At 63.2% G+C, this 20,092-nt stretch carries 20 protein-coding genes; all 20 read right to left on the reverse strand.

Annotated features, from left to right (window positions below; all coding sequences use genetic code 11):
- Nucleotides 1–105: 105 nt before the first annotated feature.
- The 20 genes from ureC to KI235_RS03265 all read right to left on the reverse strand — a co-directional run bounded on the left by ureC (nt 106) and on the right by KI235_RS03265 (nt 20,083).
- On the reverse strand, nt 106–1,806 hold the full coding sequence (gene ureC / locus KI235_RS03170; protein WP_003197341.1) for an urease subunit alpha: 1,701 nt from the start codon (nt 1,804–1,806) through the stop codon (nt 106–108).
- A gap of 138 nt (nt 1,807–1,944) precedes the next feature.
- Nucleotides 1,945–2,250 (reverse strand): urease subunit beta, encoded by a 306-nt coding sequence (locus tag KI235_RS03175; protein WP_003197343.1) that lies wholly within the window; start codon nt 2,248–2,250, stop codon nt 1,945–1,947.
- A complete protein-coding gene (locus KI235_RS03180; protein WP_003197345.1) occupies nt 2,247–2,780 on the reverse strand; it encodes a GNAT family N-acetyltransferase in 534 nt (177 codons plus the stop codon). The genes KI235_RS03175 and KI235_RS03180 overlap by 4 nt, the downstream gene beginning before the upstream one ends.
- A 5-nt stretch (nt 2,781–2,785) precedes the next feature.
- A complete protein-coding gene (locus tag KI235_RS03185) occupies nt 2,786–3,319 on the reverse strand; it encodes a GNAT family N-acetyltransferase (protein ID WP_003197348.1) in 534 nt (177 codons plus the stop codon).
- A 9-nt stretch (nt 3,320–3,328) separates the two neighbouring features.
- Nucleotides 3,329–3,631, reverse strand: a complete 303-nt coding sequence (ureA, locus tag KI235_RS03190; protein ID WP_003197350.1) for an urease subunit gamma — start codon at nt 3,629–3,631, stop codon at nt 3,329–3,331.
- A 213-nt stretch (nt 3,632–3,844) separates the two neighbouring features.
- Nucleotides 3,845–4,696, reverse strand: a complete 852-nt coding sequence (locus KI235_RS03195) for an urease accessory protein UreD (RefSeq protein ID WP_003197352.1) — start codon at nt 4,694–4,696, stop codon at nt 3,845–3,847.
- 30 nt (nt 4,697–4,726) lie between these two features.
- On the reverse strand, nt 4,727–5,425 hold the full coding sequence (urtE, locus tag KI235_RS03200; RefSeq protein WP_003197354.1) for an urea ABC transporter ATP-binding subunit UrtE: 699 nt from the start codon (nt 5,423–5,425) through the stop codon (nt 4,727–4,729).
- Nucleotides 5,426–5,493: 68 nt separating this feature from the next.
- The gene (urtD, locus tag KI235_RS03205; protein WP_003197356.1) at nt 5,494–6,363 is read right to left on the reverse strand and encodes an urea ABC transporter ATP-binding protein UrtD; all 870 of its coding nucleotides are present in this window, start codon (nt 6,361–6,363) and stop codon (nt 5,494–5,496) included.
- Entirely contained in the window at nt 6,360–7,439 is a 1,080-nt protein-coding gene (urtC, locus tag KI235_RS03210; RefSeq protein WP_003197358.1) for an urea ABC transporter permease subunit UrtC, read from the reverse strand. Before urtC ends, urtD begins: the two co-directional genes overlap by 4 nt.
- Nucleotides 7,439–8,935 carry an urea ABC transporter permease subunit UrtB gene (gene urtB, locus KI235_RS03215; protein ID WP_028237495.1) on the reverse strand — a complete coding sequence of 499 codons (1,497 nt, stop codon included), beginning with the start codon at nt 8,933–8,935 and terminating at the stop codon, nt 7,439–7,441. Before urtB ends, urtC begins: the two co-directional genes overlap by 1 nt.
- A gap of 126 nt (nt 8,936–9,061) precedes the next feature.
- The gene (urtA, locus tag KI235_RS03220) at nt 9,062–10,327 is read right to left on the reverse strand and encodes an urea ABC transporter substrate-binding protein (protein WP_003197362.1); all 1,266 of its coding nucleotides are present in this window, start codon (nt 10,325–10,327) and stop codon (nt 9,062–9,064) included.
- 329 nt (nt 10,328–10,656) lie between these two features.
- Nucleotides 10,657–11,667: an iron ABC transporter permease gene (locus tag KI235_RS03225; protein WP_027911808.1), complete on the reverse strand. Its 1,011-nt coding sequence runs from the start codon at nt 11,665–11,667 to the stop codon at nt 10,657–10,659.
- Nucleotides 11,664–12,611, reverse strand: coding sequence for an ABC transporter substrate-binding protein (locus KI235_RS03230; protein WP_038856202.1), 948 nt, complete (start codon nt 12,609–12,611; stop codon nt 11,664–11,666). Before KI235_RS03230 ends, KI235_RS03225 begins: the two co-directional genes overlap by 4 nt.
- Nucleotides 12,608–13,396, reverse strand: coding sequence for an ABC transporter ATP-binding protein (locus tag KI235_RS03235; RefSeq protein WP_003197369.1), 789 nt, complete (start codon nt 13,394–13,396; stop codon nt 12,608–12,610). The genes KI235_RS03230 and KI235_RS03235 overlap by 4 nt, the downstream gene beginning before the upstream one ends.
- Before the next feature lie 231 nt (nt 13,397–13,627).
- Nucleotides 13,628–15,007, reverse strand: coding sequence for a PepSY domain-containing protein (locus KI235_RS03240; protein ID WP_003197371.1), 1,380 nt, complete (start codon nt 15,005–15,007; stop codon nt 13,628–13,630).
- Nucleotides 15,008–15,173: 166 nt separating this feature from the next.
- The gene (locus KI235_RS03245) at nt 15,174–17,300 is read right to left on the reverse strand and encodes a TonB-dependent copper receptor (protein WP_003197373.1); all 2,127 of its coding nucleotides are present in this window, start codon (nt 17,298–17,300) and stop codon (nt 15,174–15,176) included.
- Between the two features lie 84 nt (nt 17,301–17,384).
- Nucleotides 17,385–17,774 carry a DUF2946 domain-containing protein gene (locus tag KI235_RS03250; RefSeq protein ID WP_212795849.1) on the reverse strand — a complete coding sequence of 130 codons (390 nt, stop codon included), beginning with the start codon at nt 17,772–17,774 and terminating at the stop codon, nt 17,385–17,387.
- A gap of 57 nt (nt 17,775–17,831) precedes the next feature.
- Nucleotides 17,832–18,311, reverse strand: a complete 480-nt coding sequence (locus KI235_RS03255) for a copper chaperone PCu(A)C (protein WP_212795485.1) — start codon at nt 18,309–18,311, stop codon at nt 17,832–17,834.
- A gap of 46 nt (nt 18,312–18,357) precedes the next feature.
- The gene (locus KI235_RS03260; protein ID WP_003197380.1) at nt 18,358–18,768 is read right to left on the reverse strand and encodes a DUF2946 domain-containing protein; all 411 of its coding nucleotides are present in this window, start codon (nt 18,766–18,768) and stop codon (nt 18,358–18,360) included.
- 592 nt (nt 18,769–19,360) lie between these two features.
- Nucleotides 19,361–20,083 carry a cobalt-precorrin-6A reductase gene (locus KI235_RS03265; RefSeq protein ID WP_028237498.1) on the reverse strand — a complete coding sequence of 241 codons (723 nt, stop codon included), beginning with the start codon at nt 20,081–20,083 and terminating at the stop codon, nt 19,361–19,363.
- Nucleotides 20,084–20,092 lie beyond the last annotated feature (9 nt).

Below are 20,092 nucleotides of genomic sequence, written 5' to 3' on the forward strand. Positions count from 1 at the left end.
ACCCCGAAAAAATGTGGGAGCGAGCTTGCTCGCGATAGCGGTGGTTCAGCTTGCATACGTGTTGAATGTGCCGCCGCCATCGCGAGCAAGCTCGCTCCCACAGGATCAAAACAGGAAATAGCGCTGCGCCATCGGCAGCACTTCAGCCGGTTCGCACCACAGCAACACGCCGTCGGCCTTGACCTGGTAGGTCTGTGGGTCAACGTCTATGCTCGGCAGGTAGTCGTTGTGGATCAGGTCGGTCTTCTGCACGTCGCGGCAGCCTTTGACCACGGCGATTTTCTTCTTCAGCCCAAGCTGTTCCGGCAACCCGGCCTCGGCGGCGGCCTGGCTGATGAAGGTCAGGCTGGTGGCATGCCGTGAGCCGCCGTAGCTTGCGAACATCGGCCGGTAGTGCACCGGTTGTGGCGTCGGGATCGAGGCGTTGGCGTCACCCATCAGGCTGGCGGCAATCGCCCCGCCCTTGAGGATCAACGTCGGCTTGACGCCGAAGAACGCCGGGCGCCACAGCACCAGGTCGGCCCACTTGCCCACTTCGATGGAACCCACTTCATGGCTGATGCCGTGGGTGATCGCCGGGTTGATGGTGTACTTGGCGATGTAGCGCTTGATGCGGAAGTTGTCGTTGCCTTCGCCGTCGCCGGGCAGGGCGCCGCGTTGCTTCTTCATCTTGTCGGCGGTCTGCCAGGTGCGCGTGATGACTTCGCCGACGCGGCCCATGGCCTGGCTGTCGGAGCTGATCATCGAGAACGCGCCGAGGTCGTGGAGAATGTCTTCGGCGGCGATGGTCTCGCGGCGGATGCGGCTTTCGGCGAAGGCCACGTCTTCGGCAATGCTCGGGTCCAGGTGATGGCAGACCATCAGCATGTCCAGGTGTTCGTCGATGGTGTTGCGGGTGAACGGCCGGGTCGGGTTGGTGGAACTGGGCAGCACGTTGGCGAAGCCACAGGCCTTGATGATGTCCGGCGCGTGACCACCACCGGCGCCTTCGGTGTGGTAGGTGTGGATGGTGCGGCCCTTGAAGGCGGCGAGGGTGGTTTCGACGAAGCCCGATTCGTTGAGGGTGTCGGTGTGGATCGCCACCTGCACGTCGTACTGGTCGGCCACGCTCAAGCAGTTGTCGATGGCTGCTGGTGTGGTGCCCCAGTCTTCGTGCAGCTTCAGGCCGATGGCGCCGGCCTTGACCTGCTCGATCAACGGCTCCGGCAGGCTGGCGTTGCCCTTGCCGGTGAAGCCGATGTTCATCGGGAAGGCGTCGGCGGCCTGGAGCATGCGCGCCAGGTGCCATGGGCCGGAGGTGCAGGTGGTGGCGTTGGTCCCGGTGGCGGGACCGGTGCCGCCGCCGATCATGGTGGTGACGCCGCTCATCAGCGCTTCTTCGATCTGCTGGGGGCAGATGAAATGGATGTGGGTGTCGATGCCGCCGGCAGTGAGGATCATGCCTTCGCCGGCGATCACTTCGGTGCTGGCGCCGATGGCGATGGTCACGTCGGGCTGGATGTCCGGGTTGCCGGCCTTGCCGATGGCCGCGATGCGTCCGTCCTTGAGGCCGACATCGGCCTTGACTATGCCCCAGTGGTCGATGATCAGCGCGTTGGTGATCAAGGTGTCGACGACCTCGGCGGCCAGCAGCTGGCTTTGGCCCATGCCGTCGCGAATCACCTTGCCGCCGCCGAATTTCACTTCTTCGCCGTAGGTGGTGAAGTCTTTTTCCACTTCGATCCACAACTCGGTGTCGGCCAGGCGGACCTTGTCACCGACGGTGGGGCCGAACATGTCGGCGTAGGCTTGTCTCGAAATCTTCATGTGCTCGCCTTGAAACTCAATTGATAGTAAGGCCGTTCGCTGCGCTCACTTTTCGCGAGCAGGCTCGCTCCCACAGTTGACCGCATTCCCCTGTGGGAGCGAGCCTGCTCGCGAAGGGGCCAACGCAAATGCCGTGACCTAAAGGTTGCCCATGACCCGCCCGGCAAACCCGAACACCCGGCGATGCCCGGCCAGGTCCACCAGTTCCACCTCGCGGCTCTGGCCCGGTTCGAAGCGCACCGCGGTGCCGGCCGGGATGTTCAGGCGCATGCCACGGCTGGCGGCGCGGTCGAAGGTCAGGGCGTCGTTGGTTTCGAAAAAGTGATAGTGCGAACCGACCTGGATCGGCCGGTCGCCGCTGTTGGCGACGTTCAGCGTGAGCGTGCGGCGGCCGACGTTGAGTTCGATGTCGCCAGGCTGGACCTGGTATTGCCCTGGAATCATTGCGGTTGCCCCAAAGTCTTGTAGTAAATGGCGGTCGGTGTGTAGGTCCCGTCCGGGCTCTGGCAGTAGTCGGGCAGTTCGCCGACGCGGGTGTAGCCCATGGCCCGGTAGAACGCCTCGGCCTCGGAGCCGGCCTCGGTGTCGAGGTACAGCAGGCCGCGCTTGTGCTGACGGGCGCCGAGTTCCAGGGCACTCATCAATTGCTGGCCCAGGCCACGACGGCGGGCCTCGCCGCGGACCAGCAGCTTCTGCACTTCGGCGCGATTGAGTCCGTTGGGCTTCTGGCACAGGGCAAGCTGGACGCTGGCCTGCACCTGTTCATCCTTGACCACCACCCACAGCAGCAGGTGGCCCTGGTTGAGGCTGGCCTGGACCTCGTCGAAATAGGCGCGGGCCTGGACGGCATCGAGATCGGCCATGAACCCCACGCTGGCGCCGTACCCGACGGCGTCGAGCAACAGATCGATCAGGCCCTGGCGATAATGCGCAAAGCTTTCAGCGTGGACTCGACGTAACTGGGCGGGGTTCATAGGCATCACTCCTTGTCGAAGACGGGCGGTTGCGCCCCGGGATTGAGGACCAACTGCATGAAAGTCAGATCCAGCCAGCGGCCGAACTTGGTACCCACCTGGGGCATCTGCCCGGTGGTGACGAAACCGGCGCGCTCGTGCAGGCGAATCGAGGCAACGTTGCCGCTCTCGATGGCGGCGACCATCACGTGTTTGCCGCAGGCCCTGGCGCGCTCGATCAGTGCGCTCATCAACAACGGGCCGAGGCCATTGCCGCGCTGGTCGCTACGTACGTAGACCGAATGCTCCACGGTGTGCCGGAAACCGTCGAAAGGCCGCCAGTCGCCGAATGAAGCGTAGCCGAGCACGTTCTCCTCGGCGTCGACCACCACCAGCACCGGATAGCCTTGGGATTGTCGTGTACTGAACCACGCCTGGCGATTGCCCAGGTCCACTGACTGTTCGTTCCAGATCGCGGTGGTGTTCAGTACCGCGTCGTTGTAGATATCGCGGATCGCTGGCAGGTCCGGGTGTTGGGCGTCACGAACGTGGTGAGTCATTGCGTGGCCTCAGGCGATGGGCTGGTGGACGGTGACCAGTTTGGTGCCGTCGGGAAACGTCGCCTCGACCTGGATCTCGGGGATCATTTCCGGGATGCCTTCCATCACCTGTTCGCGACTCAGCAGCGTGGTGCCGTAGTGCATCAGCTCGGCGACGGTCTGGCCGTCACGGGCGCCTTCGAGCAGGGCCGCGGAAATATAGGCCATGGCCTCCGGGTAGTTGAGCTTCAGGCCACGGGCCAACCGTCGTTCGGCGACGAGGCCGGCGGTGAAGATCAACAGCTTGTCTTTTTCGCGTGGGGTCAGGTCCATGTGCAATCCATAAAGGCAGATAAAAAGTTTTCGCGGTAAACCCATTCCACTGTGGGAGCGAGCCTGTGGGAGCAAACTCTGTGGGAGCAAAGCTTGCTCGCGATAGCAGCGCCTCGGTCGATCAGAAGGACCGCGTTATCGTTCATCGCGAGCAAGCTTTGCTCCCACAGAGTTTCATTGCTTCCTCTCCATTGCTCCCACAGAAAAACAGATTCATGTGCTCCAGATCCGGGGTGGCACGGCCTCTCTTCCAAGCAATGCTGGCCTGAGCAAGCGCCACAACTCAATCAACCACCCGCGCGCCAGCAACGCCTCGCTCGCCAGGCAGCGGGCCACGACCAGGCCGGGCAATTGGGTCAGGTCGCCACGTACGTCATGGCCCAGGGATCGGCACTGCTCCAACAGCTCGCTGTCGATCTCGCCGGTCACCAATAACGTGGCAAACACTGGATCGCCGCCCAGCCCGATGGGGGAGTCGAGCAACCCATCACCGCCCACAATGCGCTGGCGCTCGTGCCACAGCAACTGGCCGTCGCGGCGAATGTCCAACCGTGACTGGAAATGCCCCAGGTCGAACCGCTCGCCGCTGGCCGGTCGGCCGAGGGCAACCATGTCCCAGTAGAACAGGCGCCCGTCGCCCTGCAGGTCGATGCAGGTGTTGAGTTCGGCCTGGGCCGCGCTGAAGACGATGGTTTCCTGGGGCAGCCATTCCAGGGTCGCGCCGGGAGCCACGCTCAGGGTCAATTGCTGATACGCAGGACCCGCGGCGCGATACCACTTGGCCGCGCCGGGGCTGGTCAACTGCGCCCAGGCGCCCGGGCCGACGTGGGCCGAGATGTCCAGTCGGTCACCGCCGGCAATCCCGCCGGGCGGGTGGACAATGATGTGCTGGCACACCTCAGGGCCTTCGGCATACAAGTGCTTCTGCACCCGCAGCGGGCCTTTATGACGGCGCTGTACCGGACGCGTGCAATCGCCGAATCGGGCGTAACCCAGTTCCAGCTCGGCATGCCAGCTGGGGGTGAAGATGGCCGAAGGCGCCAATGAACAGACAGGTAGATTCATGATTTCTGATTATCTTCAGGACGCTACAGACTAGATCGTAACCAGCCCGCGCACACCCTCGGCTTCCATATTTTCTCCGCGCCCCTGCTGCACGATCTCGCCCCGGGACATCACCAGGTACTGATCTGCCAGCTCGGCGGCGAAGTCGTAGAACTGCTCCACCAGCAAAATCGCCATGTCGCCCCGGGCCGCCAGTTTCTTGATCACCGCTCCGATCTCCTTGATCACCGAGGGCTGGATGCCTTCGGTGGGCTCGTCGAGAATCAGCAGGCGTGGACGGCTGGCCAGGGCCCGGCCAATGGCGAGCTGCTGTTGCTGGCCGCCGGACAAATCACCGCCACGGCGTTGTTTCATCTGCAGCAGCACCGGGAACAATTCGTAGATGAATGCCGGCACTTCCTTGGCTTCGGAGCCGGGAAAGCGCGACAGGCCCATCAGCAGGTTTTCTTCCACCGTCAGCCGCCCGAAAATCTCCCGGCCCTGGGGCACGTAGGCGATGCCGGCATGCACTCGTTGGTGTGGCTTGAACGTGGTGATGGCTTTGCCTTCCCAATTCACCGCGCCTTCCTTGGCCGGCAACAGGCCCATCAGGCATTTGAGCAGGGTGGTCTTGCCCACGCCGTTACGCCCCAACAGGCAAGTCACCTCGCCGACCTTGGCGTCGAACGACAGGCCGCGCAGGATGTGGCTACCGCCGTAGTACTGGTGCAGTTTGTCGACTTGCAGCATGTCTTGAATTCCCCTCAAGTCCTCTGTGGGAGCAAAGCTTGCTCCCACAGGGAACAGTGTTTGCAGGTCTACCGACCGAGATACACCTCGATCACCCGCTCATTTTCCTGCACCTGTTCCAGCGACCCTTCGGCCAGCACGCTGCCCTGGTGCAACACGGTGACGTGGTCGGCAATCGCGCCGACGAAGCCCATGTCGTGTTCCACCACCATCAGCGAATGCTTGCCCGCCAAGGACTTGAACAGCTCGGCGGTGAACTCGGTCTCGGCGTCGGTCATGCCCGCCACCGGCTCGTCGAGCAGCAGCAATTGCGGGTCTTGTACCAGCAGCATGCCGATCTCCAGGAACTGCTTCTGCCCGTGGGACAGCAGCCCGGCAGCGCGGTTGACCGAGGTCGTGAGACGAATGGTCTCGAGTACTTCGCCGATGCGATCGTGCTGCTCGCCGCTCAGTTTCGCCCGCAGGCTGGCCCACACCGATTTGTCGGTCTTGAGCGCCAGCTCCAGGTTCTCGAACACGCTCAACGCTTCGAACACCGTGGGCTTCTGGAACTTGCGACCGATGCCGGCCTGGGCGATCGCCACTTCGCTCATGCTGGTCAGGTCCAGGGTTTCGCCGAACCAGGCCTTGCCATGGCTGGGGCGGGTCTTGCCGGTGATCACGTCCATCAGCGTGGTCTTGCCGGCGCCGTTGGGGCCGATGATGCAGCGCAATTCGCCGACGCCGATGTACAGGTTCAAATCGTTCAAGGCCTTGAAGCCGTCGAAACTGACGCTGATGTCTTCCAGGGTCAGGATGGTGCCGTGGCGGGTGTTCAGGCCCTGGCCGGCTGCTTGGCCGAGGCCGATGGCGTCGCGGCTGCTGCCGGCGTCCTGGCTGGGTTGCGGTGGAAAGAAGGCGGGTTCGAGCATGAATTCGGCACTCGCTGTGATTCTCATTGTTCACCTCTTTTCTTCAGCAGACCGATCACGCCCTTGGGCAGATACAGGGTCACGACGATGAACAGCGCACCGAGGAAAAACAGCCAGTACTCAGGAAACGCCACGGTGAACCAGCTCTTCATGCCGTTGACCACCCCGGCGCCCAGCAGCGGCCCGATCAGCGTGCCACGCCCGCCGAGGGCGACCCACACGGCGGCCTCAATGGAGTTGGTCGGCGACATTTCGCTGGGGTTGATGATGCCCACCTGCGGCACGTACAACGCCCCGGCCAGGCCGCACAACACCGCGCTCAACACCCAGACGAACAGCTTGAAACCACGGGGATCGTAGCCGCAGAACATCAGGCGGTTTTCCGCGTCACGCAGGGCGGTCAGCACCCGGCCAAACTTGCTGCGGGCCAGGCGCCAGCCGATGAACAGGCTTGCCACCAGCAACAACACCGTGGCGAAAAACAGCACCGCCCGGGTGCCCGGCTCGGTGATGCCAAAGCCCAGGATCGAGCGGAAATTGGTGAAGCCGTTGTTGCCGCCAAACCCGGTTTCGTTGCGGAAAAACAGCAGCATCCCGGCGAAGGTCAGGGCCTGGGTCATGATCGAGAAATACACGCCCTTGATCCGCGAACGGAAGGCAAAAAAGCCGAACACCAGCGCCAGCAAACCCGGCGCCAGCACCACCAGGCACATCGCCCAGAGGAAACTGTCGGTGCCGGCCCAGTACCAGGGCAACTCGGTCCACGACAAGAAGGTCATGAACGCCGGCAAGCCATCGCCGGCGGCCTGGCGCATCAGGTACATGCCCATGGCGTAGCCGCCCAGGGCGAAGAACAGGCCGTGGCCCAGGGAGAGCAAGCCGGCGTAGCCCCAGACCAGGTCCAGGGCCAGGGCGACGATGGCGTAGCAGAGAATCTTGCCCACCAGGGTCAGGGTATACGCCGAGACGTGCAGCGGATTGTCAGCCGCCAGCAGCGACAGTAGCGGCAGGCTCAGCAGCACGGCCAGGATCAGCATGCCGACGACGAGGGTGACTTTGGGACCGGCCTTTTGCGTGGCCGTGAGCATCAGGGGCTGGTTCATCAGTCGATTACCCGTCCTTTGAGCGCGAAGAGGCCTTGCGGACGCTTCTGGATGAACAGAATGATCAGCGCGAGGATCAGGATCTTGCCGAGCACGGCGCCGATCTGCGGTTCGAGGATCTTGTTGGCGATGCCGAGGCCGAACGCAGCGAACACGCTACCGGCCAACTGGCCGACGCCGCCGAGCACCACCACCAGGAACGAGTCGATGATGTAGCTCTGGCCCAGGTCCGGACCGACGTTGCCGATCTGGCTCAGGGCCACGCCACCGAGCCCGGCGATGCCCGAGCCGAGGCCGAAGGCGAGCATGTCCACCCGCCCGGTGGGCACGCCACAGCAGGCGGCCATGTTGCGGTTCTGGGTCACCGCGCGCACGTTCAGGCCCAGGCGTGTCTTGTTCAGCAGCAGCCAGGTCAGCACCACCACGAACAGTGCGAAGGCGATGATGACGATGCGGTTGTACGGCAGCACCAGGTTCGGCAATACCTGAATTCCGCCAGAGAGCCAGGCCGGGTTGGCAACTTCGACGTTCTGCGCGCCGAACACCAGGCGCACCAGTTGGATCAGCATCAGGCTGATGCCCCAGGTGGCGAGCAGGGTTTCCAGCGGCCGCCCGTAGAGGTGGCGAATCACCGTGCGCTCCAGGGCCATGCCGATGGCGGCGGTAATGAAAAATGCCACCGGCAGGGCGATCAGCGGATAGAACTCGATGGCGTTCGGGGCGAAGCGCTGGAACAGCATCTGCACCACATAAGTGGAGTAGGCACCCAGCATCAGCATCTCGCCGTGGGCCATGTTGATCACCCCCAGCAGGCCGAAGGTGATGGCCAGGCCGAGGGCGGCGAGCAGCAGGATCGAGCCCAGGGACATGCCGCTGAAGGCTTGGCCCAGCAATTCGCCCACCAGGAGTTTGCGTTTGACCTGGCTGAGGCTGGTTTCAGCCGCGGTGCGCACAGCGGCATCGGTTTCGACGCCGGGTTCGAGCAAACCTTCCAGGCGCGTGCGGGCCAGCGGATCGCCGGTTTCCCCCAGCAGCCGGACGGCGGCCAGGCGCACACTCGGGTTGGCATCCACCAGTTGCAGGTTCGCCAGGGCCAGACTCAGAGCAGCATGCACATCTTCGTCCTGCTCGCCGGCCAGTTGCCGATCGAGAAACGCCAGTTGCGCCGGGCGCGCGCTTTTTTGCAGTTGCTGCGCCGCGCCCAGGCGTACACGGGCATCGACGGCGAGCAGTTGATGACTGGCGAGGGCGGTTTCGATCAGCCCGCGCAAGCGGTTGTTCAGGCGCAGGGTCTTGGGTTGGCCGTCGACGGTCAACTGGCCCTGTTGCAGGGCATTGATCAGTTCGACGCGCTCAGGCTCCGGCTGCGCGGCCCAGCTTTCCAGGAGTTTGGCCTGCTGGGTCGGGTTGGCGGCGACGAAGTCTTCGGCGTCGCCGGCGTGGGCGGCCATTGGTAGCAGCAAACATGCTAGGAGGAACAAACGATAAAGGGACATAGCTACGTCCTGTAAGGCGACGACGGACCCTGTGGGAGCAAAGCTTGCTCGCGATGGCGGTGTGTCTGGATGACCGCGATCGCGAGCAAGCTTTGTTCCCACAGAGTTAGGGGCTTGTTCCCAGGCTCAGTTGCTCTTCACCGCATAGTCAGGCTTCTTGTCGTTGCCGGCGATGAACGGGCTCCACGGTTGCGCGCGGATCGGGCCTTCGGTCTGCCAGACCACGTTGAACTGACCGTCGGCCTGGATCTCGCCGATCATCACTGGCTTGTGCAGGTGATGGTTGGTCTTGTCCATGGTCAGGGTGTAGCCCGACGGTGCGGCGAAGGTCTGGCCGGCCAGGGCTTCGCGGACTTTGTCGACGTCGGTGGACTTGGCTTTTTCCACGGCTTGCGCCCACATGTGGATGCCGACGTAGGTGGCTTCCATCGGGTCGTTGGTCACTGCTTTGTCGGCGCCTGGCAGGTTCTTGGCCTTGGCGTAGGCTTTCCATGAATCAACGAATTTCTTGTTCGCCGGGTTATCCACGGATTCGAAGTAGTTCCACGCCGCCAGGTTGCCTACCAGTGGCTTGGTGTCGATGCCGCGCAGTTCCTCTTCGCCCACCGAGAACGCCACGACCGGTACGTCGGTGGCTTTCAGGCCCTGGTTCGCCAGTTCTTTATAGAACGGCACGTTGGAGTCGCCGTTGACCGTGGAAATGACTGCGGTCTTGCCACCGGCCGAGAACTTCTTGATGTTGGCCACGATGGTCTGGTAATCGCTGTGGCCGAACGGGGTGTAGACCTCTTCGATGTCCTTGTCCGCCACACCTTTGGAATGCAGGAACGAGCGCAGGATCTTGTTGGTGGTGCGCGGGTAGACGTAGTCGGTGCCCAGCAGGAAATAACGCTTGGCACTGCCGCCTTCTTCGCTCATCAGGTATTCCACCGCCGGAATCGCCTGCTGGTTCGGCGCTGCGCCGGTGTAGAACACGTTTGGCGACATCTCTTCGCCTTCGTACTGCACCGGGTAGAACAGCAGCCCATTGAGCTCTTCGAACACCGGCAGCACGGATTTACGCGACACCGACGTCCAGCAGCCGAACACCACGGCGACCTTGTCCTGGGTCAGCAACTGCCGACCCTTTTCGGCGAACAGCGGCCAGTTCGACGCCGGGTCCACGACCACCGCTTCAAGCTTCTTGCCGTTCACACCACCCTTGGCGTTGATCTCATCAATGGTCATCAGCGCCATGTCCTTGAGGGACGTCTCGGAGATCGCCATGGTGCCGGACAGCGAATGCAGGATGCCGACCTTGATGGTCTCGGCGGCCTGGACGGTCCAGGCCATGCCCATCGCGGCAATGCTTGCCGAGAGTGTAAAAACCTTGATCAAGCTACGACGCTTCATTGTGCGATCTCCATGGACTTATGAATTTTTTTTGAGGGCAGATGCAAACGCTGAAAGCGCTTTTGCAAGGGGTGTGCCCGGTCGGGGGAAGGCTTTGAAATGCGGGGTTGGCGTGGGAGGTGCACGAGCGGTTGCACCATGAGTGAGCGCGTTGCGGGGGCTGGTGCGAAGAGGTGCGCCACATTGGGGCGAGAGAATTGCGATGCCCCTGTGGGAGCGAGCTTGCTCGCGATAGGGGAGTGTCAGTCACCGCTAATTTGACTGATCCATCGCCATCGCGAGCAAGCTCGCTCCCACAGGTGATTTTTGTGATCAGGAAAAGACGCCGCTCAGCGACGCCGCATGAGTCCGATGAAAAACAATCCGCCGATAGCGGCTGTCGCGACCCCAATCGGCAAGTCTTCCGGCGCGATCAACGTCCGCGCCGCCACGTCCACCCACACCAGGAACAGGCTGCCGAGCAGCACGCAGGCCGGCAGCAACCGACGATGCTCGGCGCCCACCAGGCGCCGGGCAATGTGCGGGACCATCAGCCCGACAAAACCAATCGAACCGCTGATGGACACCAGCACGCCGGTCATCAGCGAGGCGATCAAGAATATCCACAATCGCACCTTCGCCGCGTTCAGGCCCAGGGTCACGGCGGTCTGTTCGCCGGCCATCAGCGCGTTCAGCGGCCGGGCCATGCCCAGCAGCAACACCAGTCCCAGCACCACACTGGCCGCCGGCACCGCCAGCAGTTCCCAGCGGGCCAGGCCCAGGCCGCCGAGCATCCAGAACATCACTGCCGAACTGGCGCGATGGTCACCGAGGAACAACAACAGATTGGCCGCCGCCATCATCACGAAGGACACCGCCACGCCGCACAACAACAGCCGATCACTTTCCAGGCGGCCCTGGCGGGCAGCGATGGTCAGCACCAGCAGCATGCTCAGCAGCGCACCGATGAACGCCGCCAGCGGCAGGGTCAGCAGGCCGACAATCTCGCCGACATGCAGCACCACGATGACCGCTCCCAGAGTCGCGCCAGAGGTGACGCCCAGCAGGTGCGGGTCAGCCAGCGGGTTGCGCGTGACTGCTTGCAGCACCGCACCGATCAACGCCAGCCCGGCGCCGACCAAGGCACCGAGCAGCAACCGCGGGACGCGGATCAGCCAGACGATATGCTCCTGGCCGGGCGTCCAATGGACGTCACCCACCCTGAAGGCCTTGTTCAGCAGGATGTCCCAGACCACGGCCACCGGCACCCGCGCCGGCCCGAAACCCAGGGACACCACACACGACACCAGCAGCAGTGCGCCGAGGACCATCAGCAGGGCGCCATAGCGACGACCGTTCATTGGCCGTGAAAACCCCGCGCCAGGGTTTGCACCGCCAGCACGTTATCGATGCCCGGCGTGGCCTGCACGTAAGGGATCACGATAAAGCGCCGTTGCTGGATCGCCTCCACCGATTGCAGGGCCGGGTTGTTCAACAGGAATTGCTGTTTCTGCTCGGCGCTGACTTCGCCGTAGTCGACGATCACGATGACCTGCGGGTTGCGCTCGACCACGTTCTCCCAGTTCACCCGGGTCCAACTGGTTTCCACGTCATCGAGGATGTTGCGCCCACCGGCTGCGTCGATCAGGGCCTGGGGCATGCCCAGGCGCCCGGAGGTCATGGCGCGGTCTTCGCCGCTGTCGTACAGGAACACCCGCGGTTGCTGGGTGGGCAGGTGCTTGCGCACTTCGGCCACCTGGGCCTGCATCGTGGCGATCAGCGCGTTGGCGCGATCCTGCACGTCGAAGATCTTCCCGAGGTTGCGCAGGTCGTTGTAGGTGTCCTCCAGCGAGGCCGCCGGACGCTTCATCACGAACGCGCAGGATTCGGTCAGTTCGTAGACATTGATGCCCAGCGGTTCCAGAGTCTGCGGGGTCAGGTCGCCGCCCACCCGCATGCCGTAGTCCCAACCGGCGAAGAAGAAATCGACGTTGGCATTGAGCAGGTTTTCCACCGAGGGATATTTGGCGGCCAGTTCCGGCAGGCCATCAAGGATCCTGGCCATCTCGGGCGTCACCGATTTCCAGCCGCTGATGCCGCTGTAGCCGACCATGCGCGGTTTGAGCCCCAGGGCAAGCATCATCTGGGTCATGTTGATGTCATGGCTGACAGCGTGCCGAGGTGCCTCGTTGAACACCACCTGGCGATTGCAGCTCTGGATCGTCAACGGGTAGTGGGTGGCTTCGGCCAAGGCGTGGGCACTGCCCAGCAGCAGGGGTAGCAACAGCAGGGAACGCAAGGTCATGGTTGGGTTATCCAGGTGATTCGTGGGTAGCCGGACAGCGGGTGTTCATCCACCAGGGCTTCGATGCCGAACACCTCGCGCAACAGCTCGACGCTGAGGACGTCCTTGGGCGTGCCGCTGGCGACGATGCGCCCGTGTTCGATCACGTACAGGCGGTCGCAGAAGGCGGCGGCCAGGTTCAGGTCGTGGAGGCTGGCGAGGGTGCCGATGCCCAGGCCCTTGATCAGTTGCAGCAATTGCAATTGATAGTGGGGGTCGAGGTGATTAGTCGGCTCGTCGAGGATCAGCAACTGCGGTTGCTGGGCCAGGGCCCGGGCGAGGATCACCCGTTGCTTCTCACCGCCCGAGAGGGTGGCGAATGCATGGTCGCCAAAGCCTGCGAGCCCGGCCGATTCCAGTGCCTGGCGCACCAGCCGGCGGTCGTCGTGATTGTCGCCGTCGAACAGACCTTTGTGGGGCGTGCGGCCCATGGCGACCACTTCCTCGACCGTCAGGCCGAAGGCGTCGGGAAACTCCTGCAGGACCACGGCGATGCGTTGGGCGCACCAGCGCGAGGACTGTTTCCAGACGTTGTGATGCTCGAGTTTCACCTCGCCATGTTCCGGCCGGCTGAAGCGATAGGCGCAGCGCAACAGGCTGGTCTTGCCACTGCCGTTGGGCCCGATCAACCCGACAAACTCCCCGGCCGCCACCTGCAACGTCACGTCACGCAGCTGGAACTGGTGATGACAGTGGCCATGGCCCAGGGGCGTCCAGGCGAGGTGGGAGAGGGTTAGGGAGGTCATGCAGCTACTCGGCATTTGGTGTGAAACACAGTCTCATTGTGGGAGCGGGCTTTGTGGGAGCAAGGCTTGCCCGCGATGAAAACGACGCGGTCTCTTGAGGACCGCAGCGCCTGGATCGCGAGCAAGCTTTGCTCCCACAAAGCCCGCTCCCACAGTTTGAACTGTGTTCGTGGTTTGGAAAGCGGTCGCGATTGTAGAGGTTTCGCACCGCCTTCCGTTAACGCACTGTCTTCAGCTTGAAGATGAAGCAATCTCAGGCTGGCGATTGAAACGGGTGACGAGGCGATCCAGCAACCACACCACCACCAGCGAAGCCCCCACCAACGGAAACACCACCGCCAGGGCCAGCATGATGAACACCCCGGCCTTCCAGGTCGGCAGGTCGTGACGCAGCGGCGGTACGCCGAACTTGCCCGCTGGCCGGCGCTTCCACCAAATCACCATGCCACTCACGGCGCTGAGCAGGATCATCAGGCAAATCAGCAGCACGATGATCTGGTTCAGCGGGCCGAACATCTTGCCTTCGTGCAGCATTACCCCGGTTTCGGTGGCGCGGGCCACGACGCCGTAGTGCTCCCAGCGCACATCGGCCAGGACCTTGCCGGTGTATTGGTCCACGTGCAGGGTGGCGTCGTTGCGCGGGTCGTCGGCAAACACGGCGACGGTGAACACGCCGGTGGACGTGGTCGGCAGGGTGATGCTGTAGCCGGGCGTGACCTGGCGTTCGGTGGCGATATCCTGCACCGCTTGCAGGCTGACGGTCGGGGCGGCGGGGCCTTCGTGCATGCCGCCGTGGCCCATGTGCTCGGCATGGTCGCCGGACATCGGCATCGGGGTATTTTCCACGGCCCAGGGCACGGTTTGACGATGGGCGTTGTTGAGGCTGCCGGCCTCGACGTCGGACTTGGGCACGTCATTCCACATCGCCGCCGGGAAGCGGTTCCAGAGGTTGGCGTATTGTTTGCCCCAGAAGCCGGTCCAGGTCATGCCGCTGAGCAGCATTACCAGCAGCAATGCCGCGCCCCAGAAACCGACGACGACATGCAAGTCACGCCAGAACAGCCGACCGCGCGCGCTCCAGCGCGGCCACAGCACTCCGGCTGATGATTGCCCGCGCGGCCACCACAGGTACAGCCCGGACACCACCAGCACCACGCCCCAACCAGCGGCCATTTCCACCAACCGGTCACCAACGGTGCCGATCAGCAGTTCGCCGTGAATGGCCCGGGCCATGGCTTGCAGGTTGTTCTTCGCATCCTGCTCGCCGAGGACATCGCCGTGGTACGGGTCGATGAACACATTCAGTTCCCGGCCCTGGTCGATCACCACGAATTGCGCGCTGCGCTCGGCATTGACCGGTGGCAGGTACTGTTTGACCTGGCCTTGGGGGTAGGCCTGGCGGACTTGCTTGAGCAGGTCGTCCGCCGCCAGGGTGTGATGCCCGGCCGGCACGTTCAGCAGGCTGCCATACATCAGTGGATCGAGTTGCGGCTTGAACAGGTAAATGATCCCGGTCAGGGCCAGCATCACCATGAACGGCGCCACGAACAGCCCGGCATAAAAATGCCAGCGCCAGGCCAAGTTGTAGAAATTGGGTTTCGGTTGGCTCATCGGAAAGCGCTCCGCAGGGCAAATTGGGTTGTTATGTTTTTGGCGGTTGCTGCGCAACCGATCGCGGGCAAGCCTTGCTCCCACAGGTATTCCCATTGCTGAGGGAGCACAATTTGTCCCGCAGCCATGACAAATACTGTGGGAGCAAGGCTTGCCCGCGATGCTTTTAGAAACTCATATCCACCTTGGTCCAGAGCGTGCGCCCCGGTTCGTTGATGGCTTGCGGGTCGCTCGCCGGATAGCCGAACCCGGCGTTGCCGGCCAGGTTCAAGTGCTCGGCGTAGGCTTTGCCGAACAGGTTGTCGACGCCGCTGCTGACCTTCCAGTGCTTGTTGATGCGGTAGGCACCGTTGAGCGAGAACACGCCGAAGCCGGAGCTTTTGCCGTAGTCCTTGCCGACCACGTTGCCCTTGTTCTCGTCGACCCGGTGCTGCGCCGCCACCACCCGCCACAGGGCGCCGGCGCTCCAGCGATCTTCGCTGTAGGTCAGGCCCAGGCGTGCGTCCAGCGGCGGCATTTGCGCCAGGGCGCTGCCGTCGCTGCTGTTCTTGCCCCAGGCATAGGCCAGGGTGGCGTCGGCTTTCCAGCGCTCGCTCAGCTTGTAGGCCGCACCCAATTCACCACCCATGATCCGTGCATCGATGTTCTCGGCCCGCGAGGTAGTGCCCATCATCCCAGGGGTGTAATCGAACAGGATGTAGTCGCGCACCTGCCCGACATAACCCGATGCCCAGGCTTCGAGGGTTTCGGTCTTGTACTGCAGGCCGAAGTCGAGCTGGGTGGTTTTCTCCGGCTTGATCGCGTCGAAGGCATTCAGTGAACCGCTGGGGCCGACGTTCGCCGAGAACAGCTCCCAGTAGTCCGGGAAGCGTTGTGCGTGACCCACGCCTGCATAGAGGGTGGTGGGGCTGTCGTCCAGGTCGTGTTCGTAGCGGACGAAACCGCTGGGCAGCGTGTCGGCACGGGTGTCATCGGCGGTGGGGTTGGGCCGGGCCGACATGCCGGAACCGATGCTCTGGCGGTAGTCCTTGGCCGAGGCACGGTCGAGCCGGGCGCCGGTGATCACTCTGTCGCGGTCGGCGGCGTACCAGGTCAGTTCGCCGAACACCCCGTAATTGTGGAAATCGGCGTCCTTGCTGTACGGCAGGTCCTTGTAGGTATCCACGCCCATGCTGCTGCGTTGGCGATGCTCGTTGGTCTGCGCGTCCAGGCCGCTGATCAACTGCACATCGGCCCAGCGCCAGGTGGCCTTGATGCGGGCGCCGAGGGTGCGGCGGTCGACGTTGGAGGCCATGGGCCCGGCCATCATCCCGGTGCCGGACGGCGTGCGCAGCGTGTAGTTGTCCATCACGTGGTCGGCGTAGTTGTAGTAGACCTGGGCCTCGACCTTGTCCAGCACCTCGCCGATGTTCGAGCGCTCGAAACGCAACCCGAGGCTTTCACGCTTGAACTGCGAGCCGTCCATGCCGCGCCCGGCGTAGCGTGCTTCACCGTCGCCCTTGCCGGCGGTCAGCTCCAGCAGGGTATCGGCGTCCGGCGTCCAGCCGAGGGTGACGTCGCCATTCCACTTGTCATAGCGCGACGGCACAGTGTCGTTATTGCCGTCGCGGTAATCGTCCGAATGCGCGGTGTTGCCGATTACCCGTACATACCCCAGCGGCCCACCGGCGGCAGCATCCACCACTTTGTCGAAACGGCCGTTGGAGCCGGCCAGCACACTGGCGTTGACCCGGGTGCCGAGTTCGCCGAACTGTTCCGGCTCGCGCTCGAACAGCACGGTCCCGGCCGATGCGCCGGGGCCCCAGAGCACTGTTTGTGGGCCTTTGATAACCGTGAGCTTGTCGTAGGTTTCTGGCGATATGTACGACGTCGGTGCGTCCATCCGACCCGGGCAAGCACCCAATAGCATGCTGCCGTTGGTGAGGATGTTCAGCCGCGAGCCGAACATGCCGCGCAACACCGGGTCGCCATTGGTGCCGCCGTTGCGTACCAGGGCGAAGCCCGGAATGGTCTTGAGGTAGTCGCCGCCGTCACTGGCCGGCACCGGTTGGCGCGGGTCCTTGGGGTTGGTGACGACGGTCAGGGGTGAGCTGGGGGCGATGGCGGTGATGACCGTCGGGCTCAGTTCTTCAACCTGATTGTCGTGATGCTCGTGCTCATCAGCGAGTACGTAGGGCGTGAGCAGCAGGCCGCACAGGGCGGCAATGGTTTGGCGTAAACGAACCCGTGGTTCGTTCAGGGAGCAGCGTACCTGGGCAGCGCCCAAAGCGATGTCAGCAGAAAACCTGGACATGATGATTCCATCGAACAGACGTAGACGACACGGTCGGGCAGCATGAAGCTGTCTTGTACGACCGGGGTGAGGTAAGTGTCGGGTTTACGCGTCGAGGGGCGGTGCGCGGGTGCGGGCACCCGGGAAGAACGCTGGCCGGGCATGGCCCAGGCGTGGGGAAAGGCTGGTGTAGGTGTTGGTCTGGGGTGTGTCGAAGACCGCGAAGGTGTGACCGCCAGGCAGTGCGGGGCAATTGAACAGCAGGCTGCAATAGCCGCATTTTTCCCACAACGCATGGTGCTCGCTCTGGGGCGGGCAGTGTTCGGCTGCCGGCGCTTCGTGCGCCGACATGTCCATGCTCATCTCCATGTTCATGTCCATGGACACAGGCATGGACATGCCCTGACCCATCGGCATCGACTGGGAAATCAGCGGGCCGATAAAGATCATCAGCATGGCGAACAGGCTGATCCAACTGCCGCGGGTCAGGCTCATGGGCTGACGGCGGGGCATGGACGGCCTGGCGCGAAGTGGTTGCACGGGCGGCTACGTCTACTGGGCGTGCATGTGTGTCTTGGTGCCGTCGGGGGCTTTTTTCTGCACCGCAACGTCGACCGTGACATTCCCGGCTTTTTCGAAATGCAGGGTCATGGCAAAGCGTTTGCCATCGCTGAGCAGGCTGCGGTCCTTCAGGTCCAGCAGCATCACGTGATACGCCATCGGCGCGAAGGTGACGGTCGCACCGGGGGCGATATCCACGACGGGCACCGGTTGCATCTTCATCAGGTCGTTTTGCATCACATGCTCATGGAGCTCGGCCTTGCCGGCAATCGGCGAGTAGACGCTGAGCAGCTTGTCGGCGGTCGTGCCGCCGTTGTGGATCACGAAATACGCGGCCACGGTCGGTGCGTTGGGCGGCAACTCCTGGGACCAAGGATGGGCGATCTCAAGCTCGCCCACCTTGTACTGGTGAGCCTGGGCGAAGCCGACGGGAAGCAATAGGGCAGCCAGCAGGATAAGTCTGTTCAACATGGCAATTCTCCGGAACGATTCAGGGCGCAGTTTTATGCGGGAAGAATCAGACCAGAGGCGAGGCGCGGGGATTGAGGCTGGGCCACTGCTGGCGTGGCGTGGGGCTGTCGAGCTTCGAATGGACTGCACTGCGATGGGCCAGCTGTGCATCCAGATACAACTGCGGAACATGCCCGGCGAGCGCCACCAAAGGCGCTGAGCCTGAGCAGCACCAGCAATGCTGCATCGTTGAGTGATTGTCTTTCTGTTGCGTGCTTTGTTCGAGTTTGCCCAGGGAAATCGCCAGCATCTTCGTGCCGCTGGAGGAGCAGAAACTGCCCCACAGCAGTTGCTCGGCTGGCGAATTGGCCTGCGCATTCGCCATCGTGCCACCGCTGCCGGAAAGCGGCATGGCAAGCATGTTGAACAGCACTGCGAAGCAGGCGATCCAGGCAAATGCAAGCCGTTGTCGGGACATGGGGCAATCCGCTCGATGGGCGATCAGGTGGCGGTATTTAGCCTGATCGGGGTTGAGAAGTAAAAAGGCCACGTGCGGTATAGGGTCGCAGGGCTGGTGTTAACAGTAGCAACAGATCTTCAAGTGAGTGCTTTTGTGGCGAGGGAGCTTGCTCCCGTTGGGGCGCGTAGGAGCTGTCGAGCGAAGCGAGGCTGCGATCTTTCCACAGGCGCTTGAGTCCCAAGTGGAAAGATCAAAAGATCAGCTCCTACAGAGCCCAGCGGGAGCAAGCTCCCTCGCCACAGGGCGGCGGCTGTGCGCAGGTTAGTCGACCGGGGAGTCCAGCATTACCTTCGCGCCCGAAGGCGCCCTGCGCACAACCACCATCAAGTGCAGGGATGAAATACCTGACTGACGAAGCTTGTGAACCCGCTGAAAACCTCGGGCGACTAAACCCGATCACTGAAGGGCAGTGACGGGAATCAAGTTACCGAGGGCCTCCAAGGCGCACAAGCCGGCGGATTCTGGCGTAGTTGTAGGCAGCGACGCAAGGTGATGTAGCCTGCTGACGTAGTTCTGACAGGACAGGCTTGTAGGACGGTGCAGTTTTCTGTCAGATCAACTGCCGCAGCCCCTGCAACACCTCATCCACCATCCCAAACTCCCGATCCACCCCTGCCAACACCGGCCGCTTCAACACCAACACCGGCACCCCCCGCTCCCGCGCCACCTCCAGTTTCGGCTCGGTGGCCGTGCTGCCGCTGTTCTTGCTCACCAGCACATCGATCTGTCGCCGTTCGAACAGCTCGCGCTCGCCCTCGATGTGAAACGGCCCACGAGCTCCAATGACTTCGCAGCGCTCATTACCGGGGTAAGCGTCCAGGGCACGCAAGGTCCAGAATTGCTCGGGCGGAATTTCATGCAGATGTTGCAGGGGTTCGCGACCTAGGGTGAAGAGGGGGCGGTGGAAGGGTTGCAGGGCCTGGATCAGTTCGGCCCAGTCGGCCACTTCGCGCCAGTCATCGCCGGCCTGGGGCTGCCATGCCGGGCGGCGCAGGGCCCAGCAGGGGATAGCGCAGGCGCGGGCTGCCTGGGCGGCGTTGTGGCTGATTTGTGCTGCGTAGGGGTGGGTGGCGTCCAGCAGCAGGTCGATGCCCTCGGCGCGGATGAATTGCGCCAGCCCTTCGGCGCCGCCGTAGCCGCCGACGCGCACCTGGCAGGTCAGGTCGATGGGAATGCGACCGATGCCGGCCAGGCTGTAGATGTGCTGGGGCCCGAGGGTGCGGGCGATGGCCAGGGCTTCGGTGACGCCGCCGAGCAGCAGGATGCGTTTCATTTCAAGGCT

The organism is Pseudomonas sp. St386 (genome assembly GCF_018325865.1).
GTDB lineage: Bacteria > Pseudomonadota > Gammaproteobacteria > Pseudomonadales > Pseudomonadaceae > Aquipseudomonas > Aquipseudomonas brassicacearum.